The following is an 8251-nucleotide window of genomic DNA, read 5'->3' as shown; positions in this document are numbered from 1 at the left end:
GCGGACAGGCTCGCCGGCGGCGCGTCGCGCCGGCCGCGTGGCCGGCTCACCGCGACCGCCGATGCTCGGGTCGCGACGACCAGGCCGGCCCGACGGATCGACCCACGCCGATGACGGACCGGCCCACGCAGGTGACGGATCCGCCCACGGCTCAGTAGACCGGCAGGGACTTGTCGACCTGAGTGGCCCAGGCCGTCACGCCACCCTGGACGTGCACGGCCGAGGAGAACCCGGCGCCCTTGAGCGTCGCGAGCGCCTCGGCGGAGCGCACCCCGGACTTGCAGTAGACGACCACGCGCCGGTCCTGGGGCAGGTCGGCCAGGTGGGCCGGCAGGTCGCCCTTCGGGATCAGCCGGGCGCCGGGGATCCGGACGATCTCCCACTCGGCCGGCTCGCGGACGTCGACCAGCTCGATCGGCTCACCGGCGTCCAGCCAGCCCTTGAGCTCGCTCGCGGTGATCGTCGAACCGGCGGCCGCGAGCTGGGCCTCCTCGGAGACGACGCCGCAGAACGCCTCGTAGTCGATCAGCTCGGTGATCGACGGGTTCTTCCCGCAGAGTGGGCACTCCGGGTCCTTGCGAACCTTGATCGAACGGTAGGTCATCTCGAGGGCGTCGTAGACCATCAGCCGGCCGACCAGCGGGTCACCGATCCCGGTCAGCAGCTTGATCGCCTCGGTCGTCTGGATGGACGCGATCGACGCGCACAGCACGCCGAGCACGCCGCCCTCGGCGCAGGACGGGACCATCCCGGGGGGCGGGGGCTCCGGGTAGAGGCAGCGGTAGCACGGACCGTGGTCCGCCCAGAAGACGCTGGCCTGGCCGTCGAACCGGTAGATCGAGCCCCAGACGTACGGCTTGCCGAGCAGGACGGCCGCGTCGTTGACCAGGTACCGGGTGGCGAAGTTGTCGGTCCCGTCGACGATGAGGTCGTACTGGCTGAAGATCTCCATCACGTTGGAGGTGTCCAGCCGGGTCTCGTGCAGGACCACGTTGACGTACGGGTTGATGTTGAGGACCGAGTCCCGTGCCGACTCGGCCTTCGACCGGCCGATGTCGGACTGGCCGTGGATGATCTGGCGCTGCAGGTTCGACTCGTCGACGGTGTCGAACTCCACGATGCCGAGCGTTCCGACGCCCGCGGCCGCCAGGTACATCAGGGTCGGCGAGCCGAGACCGCCGGCGCCGACGGCCAGCACCCTGGCGTTCTTCAGCCGCTTCTGGCCGTCCATGGCGACATCCGGGATGATCAGATGCCTGGAGTACCGGCGAACCTCGTCGACGGTCAGGCCCTCGGCGGGGTCGACCAGGGGCGGAAGGGACACGCTTGCTCCTCGCGTTCGGTGTCGTTCTTCGACGATGCCACAACGGCGCGCGGCCTCGTCGGGAATGAGCCATCCCGGGCCCGATCCGCGTGCGCCCGCTGCTGCTTCGGCTCGCGGACCTCGCCCGGAACGGCTCCCGTCGGTGCAGCGTCTGGCACCCCCAACGTGTTCCCCGGACCCCGGTGGGTACACCGACGATGACCTGATGACCACACCCTGTGGGGAGTTGAGTGCGGTGTCCTTCGTTGACAAGGTCAGGAACAAGGTGGACGCGCTGCGAGGGCGGGGCAAGGAGACGGCCGGGAAGGCCACCGACAATCGGGACCTGCGGGTCGAGGGCCGGAGCGAACGCGGCGTCGCTGACCTGCGCGACGCCGGCGAGAAGGCCAAGGACGCCTTCCGTCGCTAGGACGGGGCCGCGGAAGTCCCCTTTCCGTGCTGCTGCCACCTTCCGTCACGGCTGGCGCCGTGGCTGAGACTGGCCGGCCCAGCGGAGCCCACCCGGCCCGATCAGGCTGTGCGCCGGGTGGGCTCCGCGGCGCGCGAGGGTGTCGCCTTCGACTTGGCGGACGCCCCGTCGGGGGACGCACCGTTAGTCGACGCACCGTTTCTGCTGGACGCACCGTTTTTGGACGCACCACTGGCGGGCGCGCCCTTGGCGGACGCGCCCCTGGACGGCGCCTTCCTGGTGGGTGCGGCCTTGGCGGAGGTGGATTTGGCAGGCGTGACCCTGGCGGACGTGGCCTTGGCGGACGTGGCCATGGCGGGGGTGGCCTTGGCGGACGTGGCCTTGGCGGGGGTGGCCTTGGCCGCTGTGACCTTCGGCGCCGTACTTCTCGCCTTGGGCGGGGCCTCGCCGTCGGTGGGCTCGGCGGCGGAGAGCTCCCCGGCGCCGGCTCCGTCCGGGTGGTCTCGGCGGGCGGCGGCGATACTCGCGCGCAGTGCGGCCATCAGGTCCCCGACCGGCTCCTGCTGCGGGCTGGCCGGCGGGCTGATCACCTCTCGGCCGGCGATCTTGGCGTCGATGACCGACTGCAGTGCCTCCCGGTACTCGTCGGTGAACCGGGTGGGATCGAAGTCGGCGGCGAGGGTGTCGATCAGCGAGGCGGCCATCGCCAGCTCCTGCGGGCGCACCTCGACGTCCTCGTCCAGGAACGGGAAGTCCGGCTCGCGCACCTCGTCCGGCCAGATCATCGTCTCCAGGACGAAGACGCCGTCGCGCACCCGGAGCGTCGCGAGCTGCTCGCGCTGACGCAGAGCTATCTTCACCAGCGCGACGCGGCCCGATTCGGCGAGCGCGTCGCGCAACAGGACGTAGGGCTTCGCGCCGGTGCGGTCCGGTTCGATGTAGTAGCTCTTGGCGAAGTAGATCGGGTCGACCTGCTCCAGCGGGACGAACTCCAGCACATCGATCGCCCGGGAGGTGGACAACGGCAGGTTCGCGAAGTCCTCGTCGGTGAGCACGACGGTCTGACCGTCCGGCAGCTCGTAGCCCTTGGCGATGTCGGCGTAGTTGACCTCGTCCCCGTCGGCCTCCGCCACCCGGCGATACCGCACACGGGAGCCGTCTGAGCGCCTGACCTGGTGAAAGGCAACATCCCGCTCCTGCGTCGCGGAGTAGAGCCGGACCGGGATCGACACCAGGCCGAAGGAGATCACACCCTTCCAGATCGAACGCATGTTCGCCCCTCACGTCGATTACCCACCATGGTGACCCACTGGACGCCCACGAGTAAGCCAGATGAGGGAAACGCCCAAAGTTATCAGCAGACGCGACCCTGGGCACGGCGGATCGCGAGCGGGACAGCGCGCAGCCGACGCCGGGTTGCCGTCGGCACCGGCCGGAAGGGGTGAGGGCGTGCCCGGGACAGCGCCGAGCGCAGCGGCAACGCCGGTAACGCCGGGAGCAGCGGGAACGATGCCGGGATGAGCGACGCCGTTCGCCAGACCACGGTCGAGGTGGATGGCCGCCAGCTGCGGCTGTCCAACCTGGACAAGGTCCTCTACCCGGCCACCGGCTTCACGAAGGCCCAGGTCATCGACTACTACCACCGGATCAGCGCGGTCGCGGTGCCGCATCTGGCGGACCGGCCGCTGACCGTCGTCCGCTTCCCGAACGGCGTCACGGAGTCGAGTTTCTTCACCAAGAACGCGCCCTCACACCGGCCCGACTGGACCACCATCGCGCGACTGCCCTCGCCCGGGTCGACGAAGGACCGTTCGACGATCGACTACCTCGTCGCCGCCGACCGCCCCACCCTGGTGTGGCTGGCCAACCTCGCGGCGCTCGAACTGCACACACCGATGTGGCGGATCTCGACCGGGCTGCCCGACCTCGTCGTCGCCGATCTGGACCCGGGCGCGCCGGCCACGGTGGTCGACTGCGCCCGGGTGGCCCTGCTGCTGCGCGAGGTTCTGCCCGAGCCGCTGTGCGTGAAGACCAGCGGGTCCAAGGGCCTGCAGGTATATGGACGGGTGACCGACGGGCGCAGCGCCATGCAGGTCCGGGCGGACATGCGCGTGGTGGCCACCCGGCTCGAACGCGAACATCCCGACCTCGTCGTCGCGAACATGCGCAAGGACCTGCGCGGCGGCCGGGTGCTGCTCGACTGGTCGCAGAACAACCCGGCCAAGACGACGGCGAGCGTCTACTCGCTGCGCGGACGGGACCGTCCCACCGTCTCGACCCCGGTGACCTGGGCGGAGGTGCGGGGCTGCCGGCGCCCCGAGGATCTGACCTTCACCGCGGACGAGGTGCTGCGGCGGGTCACCGAGCACGGGGACCTGTTCGCCCCCCTGCGCACGGACCCGTCCGGCGGCGGACGATCGGCCCGACCGGACGGGTCGGATGGTTCCGCGTGAGACGGCCCGATCCCGGGCACATCGCGATCCGGACCCGGCCCGGGTTCTGGACCGCATCCGTTACCCGCCTCGGCGGGCCGCCATCCCGACCAGCCCAGGAGGACGTCCCCATGGGAGTTCCCACCGATCTGCCAGCCTCCGGCCTTCCCCTGGAGGTGTCGGACGCCGACGCGGCCGAGCAGGCCCGGGAGGTCCGTCCGGCGGCGGGCGCCCCGCCGGTGCTCTCCGCTCCGCCGAGTGAGGCCGACGAGTTCGACGTCGTCGAGCAGAGCATCGTCGTCGACAACGACGAGGACGACTACTACCGCTGACCCACTGACCCCGCCGGCCGGCCGGCCGGTCGCGGTGCGCGGGCCGGGTCCCGGCGCGATGCGCACGGGGCCCGGCGATCGCGTTGCGGGGCCCCGCGCCGCGCCGGTGTCCGCGGGTAGGGTTTGACCACATCAACCAGGAGGTGCGCCGGTGACCGCCGAGCCAGCCTCGCCCGGCACGCGCCCGGGACGCACTCCCCGGCTACCCCGCACCGCCCGTCGCTTCCAGCTCCTCGGCGCCGCCCGCGAGGTCTTCGTCGCACAGGGCTATCACGCCGCCGCGATGGACGAGATCGCCGAGCGGGCGGGCGTCAGCAAGCCGGTGCTGTACCAGCATTTCCCGGGCAAGCTGGAGCTGTACATCGCGCTGCTCGACGAGCACACCACCCAGCTCGTCACGAGCGTGCAGGAGGCGCTCGCGTCGACGACCGACAACCACGCGCGCATCGCGCGCTCGGTGCGGGCGTACTTCGACTTCGTCAACGACCCGTCGGGCGCCCACCAGCTCGTGCTGGAGTCCGACCTGCGCAGCGTGCCCGCGGTGCGCCAGCGCATCGAGACCGCTTTCGCCCAGTGCGTGCGTTCCATCGCGGCGACCATCGTCGCCGACACCGGGCTGACCCAGGACGAGGCCGACCTGCTCGCCGTCGGGCTGGTGGGACTCGCCGAGACGGCGTCGCGGTGGTGGCTGGTCCGCGGCGGCACCGTGGCGAAGGAGCGGGCCATCGAGTCGATGGTGGAGCTGGCCTGGCGCGGCATCGGCGGGTACCCCCGCCAGGGCCAGCATGATGACCAGCACCTCGACGAGCACGATGACCAGCACGCCAACCAGCACGCCGACCAGCACGTCGACCTCCAGCGGGAACACCGCGATCCCCGCGCCGACCCACAGGACCCTCGGCCCACGCACGAGGAGCCCCGACCGGACCGGTGAGCGCTGGGTGTGCCCGGAGCGAACACGCCGATCCCGTCCCGGTGGAGAAGTCCCGGAAGCCATAGTGTGGGCGGTGATCCAACCTCGGCGGCGGGTGTCCGCCGGCGGTAGGTCCGACGAAGGCGGAGGTCATCGGTGGAGGTCAAGATCGGCGTGCGGCAGGTCAGCCGGGAGCTGGTGCTGGAGAGCGACCAGTCGGCGGAGGCCCTCGCCGCGTTGGTGGGAGAGGCGGTCAAGGCCGACAACGGCGTGCTGACCCTCACCGACGACAAGGGTCGGCAGGTGGTGGTTCCGGTCGCGGCCCTGGCCTATGTGGAGATCGCTGCCGGCGGGCCGCGGCGGGTGGGATTCGGCGGTTGATCGAAGGCTGATCGCGAGCTCGGCGTGCCGTGCGGCCTGTCCGCCCGGCACGCCCGGCGGTCGATCAGGCGGAGAGGCCCAGCGCCGCCATCCGGCGACCGTGCGCGGCCATGATGCGGTTGAAGATCGACGCCAGCGCGTCCAGATCGCCGACTCCGACCAGCAGACCGGTCAGTGCGTCCCGGTCGACCCCCACCCGCTGCGCCTGGGTGAGCGCCTCGCCGACCAGGCGGCGGGCCCACAGCGCGAGGCGGCCGGCGACGGTCGGGTTGGCCTCGATCGCGGCCCGCACCCGGTCCACCGCGAACGCAGCGTGGCCAGTGTCGTCGAGCACATTCAGCACCAGTTCGCGCGACGGCGAGGGCAGTCGCGCGGCGATCTCGCGATAGAAGTCCGCCGCGATGTTGTCGCCCACGTACGCCTTGACCAGGCTCTCCAACCAGTCCGCCGGGGCGGTCGAGTTGTGGAACGCGGTCAGCGGGCCGATGAACGGCGCCATCGCGTGCTCCCGGTCGACGCCGAGCCGATCCAGTTCTCCACAGATGGCCTGAAAGTGGGAGAACTCGGCGGCGGCCATCGCCGCGAGGGCGATCTTGTCACCTAGAGTCGGGGACATCCGCGCGTCGGTGGCCATCCGCTCGAAGGCGGTCAGCTCGCCGTAGGCAAGCAGGCCCAGCAGGTCGACGGTCGCCTGGTCCGGCTGGCCCGCCAGGTCCGGTCGGGGCACGTCGGTCGGCAGGGAGGATGTCTGTGTCACAGGCGCGATTCTGGCACCTGCCGCCGCCGGTGTCGGCAAACCTCGGCCAAGGAGCCCCCACTCGGCGTGCACACCAGCTATGCTAGGTCGTAGCCAGAGGTCATTATGTCACCTCGGCTGTCGCGTAGCAGGCGTCGCCTCGTCACCTGTGCACCCAGAGTAGCCATCTATGGCGCCGGGGCACACGGACTTCGGGTCGCGGGCGCCGCGCGGCTCACCGCGAGCGGGTTCAGCGTAGACACCGCTCAGAGCAGACCAGGAGCGTCCCGCTGTCCGTCACAGCCGCACCATCCTCAGATGATCTACCGACTCCCCAACCCCTGACCGACACGCCCGCAGCGCCGGCAGCGCCGGCAGCGCCCACCTTCGCCGACCTCGGTGTTCGCGCCGAGACGGTCGAAGCGCTGACCGAAGCGGGCATTGTGCACGCTTTCCCCATCCAGGAGCTGACGCTTCCGCTCGCCCTGGCCCGCAATGACATCATCGGTCAGGCCCGCACCGGCACCGGCAAGACCCTCGCCTTCGGCATCCCCGTCGTCCAGACGGTGCTGGCGGCGGACGAAGGCGCCGACGGGCGGCCGCAGGCCCTCATCGTCGTGCCCACCCGGGAACTGTGCGTACAGGTGACGTCCGACGTCACCCGCGCCGGCACGCGCCGAGGCGTTCGGGTGCTGTCCGTCTACGGCGGCCGGGCCTACGAGCCGCAGCTCAGCGCGCTGCGCGCCGGAGTTGACGTCGTCGTCGGCACGCCGGGCCGGCTGCTCGACCTCGCCCGGCAGCGGGTGCTCGACCTCGCCGGCGTGCGCACGCTGGTGCTCGACGAGGCCGACGAGATGCTCGACCTGGGCTTCCTGCCCGACGTCGAGCGCATCATGGCGCAGCTGCCGACCAGCCGGCAGACCATGCTGTTCTCCGCGACCATGCCCGGCCCGGTCATCTCGCTGGCCCGGCGGTTCATGCAGCGGCCGGTGCACGTCCGCGCCGAGCAGCCGGACGAGACGCGCACGGTGCCGACCACGCACCAGCACGTCTTCCGCGCCCACGCGCTGGACAAGATGGAGGTGCTCGCCCGCGTCCTGCAGGCGGGTGGCCGCGGGCTCGCGATGGTGTTCGTGCGCACCCGCCGCACCGCGGACAAGGTCGCCGAGGACCTGGACAAGCGCGGATTCGCCGCCGCCGCCGTGCACGGCGACCTCGGGCAGGGCCAGCGCGAGCAGGCGCTGCGCGCGTTCCGGGCCGGCAAGGTCGACGTCCTGGTCGCCACCGACGTGGCCGCCCGCGGCATCGACATCAGCGGCGTCACCCACGTGGTGAACTACCAGTGCCCCGAGGACGAGAACGTCTACCTGCACCGGATCGGCCGCACCGGCCGCGCCGGCGAGAGCGGCGTCGCCGTCACGTTCGTCGACTGGGACGACCTGCCCCGGTGGACGCTGGTGAACAAGGCGCTCGCGCTGCCGTTCGAGGGTCCGCTCGAGACCTACTCCACCTCGCCGCACCTGTATGAGGCGCTCGGCATCCCGACCGAGGCCAAGGGCACCCTCCCGCACGCCGCGCGAACCCGCGCCGGGCTCGACGCGGAAGACCTCGAGGACCTCGGCGAGTCCCGTCGCGGTGGGCGCCGCGGGGCGCGTACCGGGCGCGAGACCACCCAGGCGGACAACCCGCCGGTGCCGGCCCGCACCCGTACCCGTCGCCGCACC

At 71.5% G+C, this 8251-nt stretch carries 9 protein-coding genes; 6 read left to right on the top strand and 3 right to left on the bottom strand.

Annotated elements, in window-relative coordinates:
- Nucleotides 1-151 precede the first annotated feature (151 nt).
- Nucleotides 152-1324, bottom strand: a complete 1173-nt coding sequence (gene moeZ, locus ND748_RS19610; RefSeq protein WP_251747462.1) for an adenylyltransferase/sulfurtransferase MoeZ — start codon at nucleotides 1322-1324, stop codon at nucleotides 152-154.
- A gap of 205 nt (nucleotides 1325-1529) precedes the next feature.
- On the opposite strand from moeZ, the gene ND748_RS19605 reads away from it, so the two are divergent.
- Nucleotides 1530-1733 (top strand): CsbD family protein, encoded by a 204-nt coding sequence (locus tag ND748_RS19605; protein WP_251747461.1) that lies wholly within the window; start codon nucleotides 1530-1532, stop codon nucleotides 1731-1733.
- A gap of 101 nt (nucleotides 1734-1834) precedes the next feature.
- Here the strand turns inward: ND748_RS19605 and ND748_RS19600 are convergent, their stop codons facing one another.
- Nucleotides 1835-3004, bottom strand: a complete 1170-nt coding sequence (locus ND748_RS19600) for a Ku protein (RefSeq protein ID WP_251747460.1) — start codon at nucleotides 3002-3004, stop codon at nucleotides 1835-1837.
- Nucleotides 3005-3250: 246 nt separating this feature from the next.
- On the opposite strand from ND748_RS19600, the gene ligD reads away from it, so the two are divergent.
- From ligD to ND748_RS19580, 4 genes are all read left to right on the top strand, one after another.
- Nucleotides 3251-4186 (top strand): non-homologous end-joining DNA ligase, encoded by a 936-nt coding sequence (ligD, locus tag ND748_RS19595; protein ID WP_251747459.1) that lies wholly within the window; start codon nucleotides 3251-3253, stop codon nucleotides 4184-4186.
- A 110-nt stretch (nucleotides 4187-4296) separates the two neighbouring features.
- Nucleotides 4297-4497: a hypothetical protein gene (locus ND748_RS19590; RefSeq protein WP_251747458.1), complete on the top strand. Its 201-nt coding sequence runs from the start codon at nucleotides 4297-4299 to the stop codon at nucleotides 4495-4497.
- Between the two features lie 151 nt (nucleotides 4498-4648).
- Nucleotides 4649-5431 (top strand): TetR/AcrR family transcriptional regulator, encoded by a 783-nt coding sequence (locus ND748_RS19585; RefSeq protein WP_251747457.1) that lies wholly within the window; start codon nucleotides 4649-4651, stop codon nucleotides 5429-5431.
- A gap of 135 nt (nucleotides 5432-5566) precedes the next feature.
- Complete coding sequence (locus ND748_RS19580; protein WP_251747456.1) at nucleotides 5567-5791, top strand: DUF3107 domain-containing protein; 225 nt, start codon at nucleotides 5567-5569, stop codon at nucleotides 5789-5791.
- Nucleotides 5792-5855: 64 nt separating this feature from the next.
- Here ND748_RS19580 and ND748_RS19575 read toward each other — a convergent pair whose 3' ends face one another.
- On the bottom strand, nucleotides 5856-6548 hold the full coding sequence (locus ND748_RS19575) for a ferritin-like fold-containing protein (protein WP_251747455.1): 693 nt from the start codon (nucleotides 6546-6548) through the stop codon (nucleotides 5856-5858).
- A gap of 320 nt (nucleotides 6549-6868) precedes the next feature.
- On the opposite strand from ND748_RS19575, the gene ND748_RS19570 reads away from it, so the two are divergent.
- On the top strand, nucleotides 6869-8251 hold a 1383-nt coding region (locus ND748_RS19570), incomplete at its 3' end, for a DEAD/DEAH box helicase (RefSeq protein ID WP_285902389.1).

Source organism: Frankia sp. AiPs1 (assembly GCF_023716945.1).
GTDB lineage: Bacteria > Actinomycetota > Actinomycetes > Frankiales > Frankiaceae > Frankia.
This window is presented reverse-complemented; position numbering and strand designations above follow the sequence as displayed.

Coding starts and splice junctions, on each gene's coding strand:
- ND748_RS19605 (WP_251747461.1), top strand. CDS start 1,530: ATGACCACACCCTGTGGGGAGTTGAGTGCGGTGTCCTTCGTTGACAAG.
- ND748_RS19600 (WP_251747460.1), bottom strand. CDS start 3,004: ATGCGTTCGATCTGGAAGGGTGTGATCTCCTTCGGCCTGGTGTCGATC.
- ligD (WP_251747459.1), top strand. CDS start 3,251: ATGAGCGACGCCGTTCGCCAGACCACGGTCGAGGTGGATGGCCGCCAG.
- ND748_RS19590 (WP_251747458.1), top strand. CDS start 4,297: ATGGGAGTTCCCACCGATCTGCCAGCCTCCGGCCTTCCCCTGGAGGTG.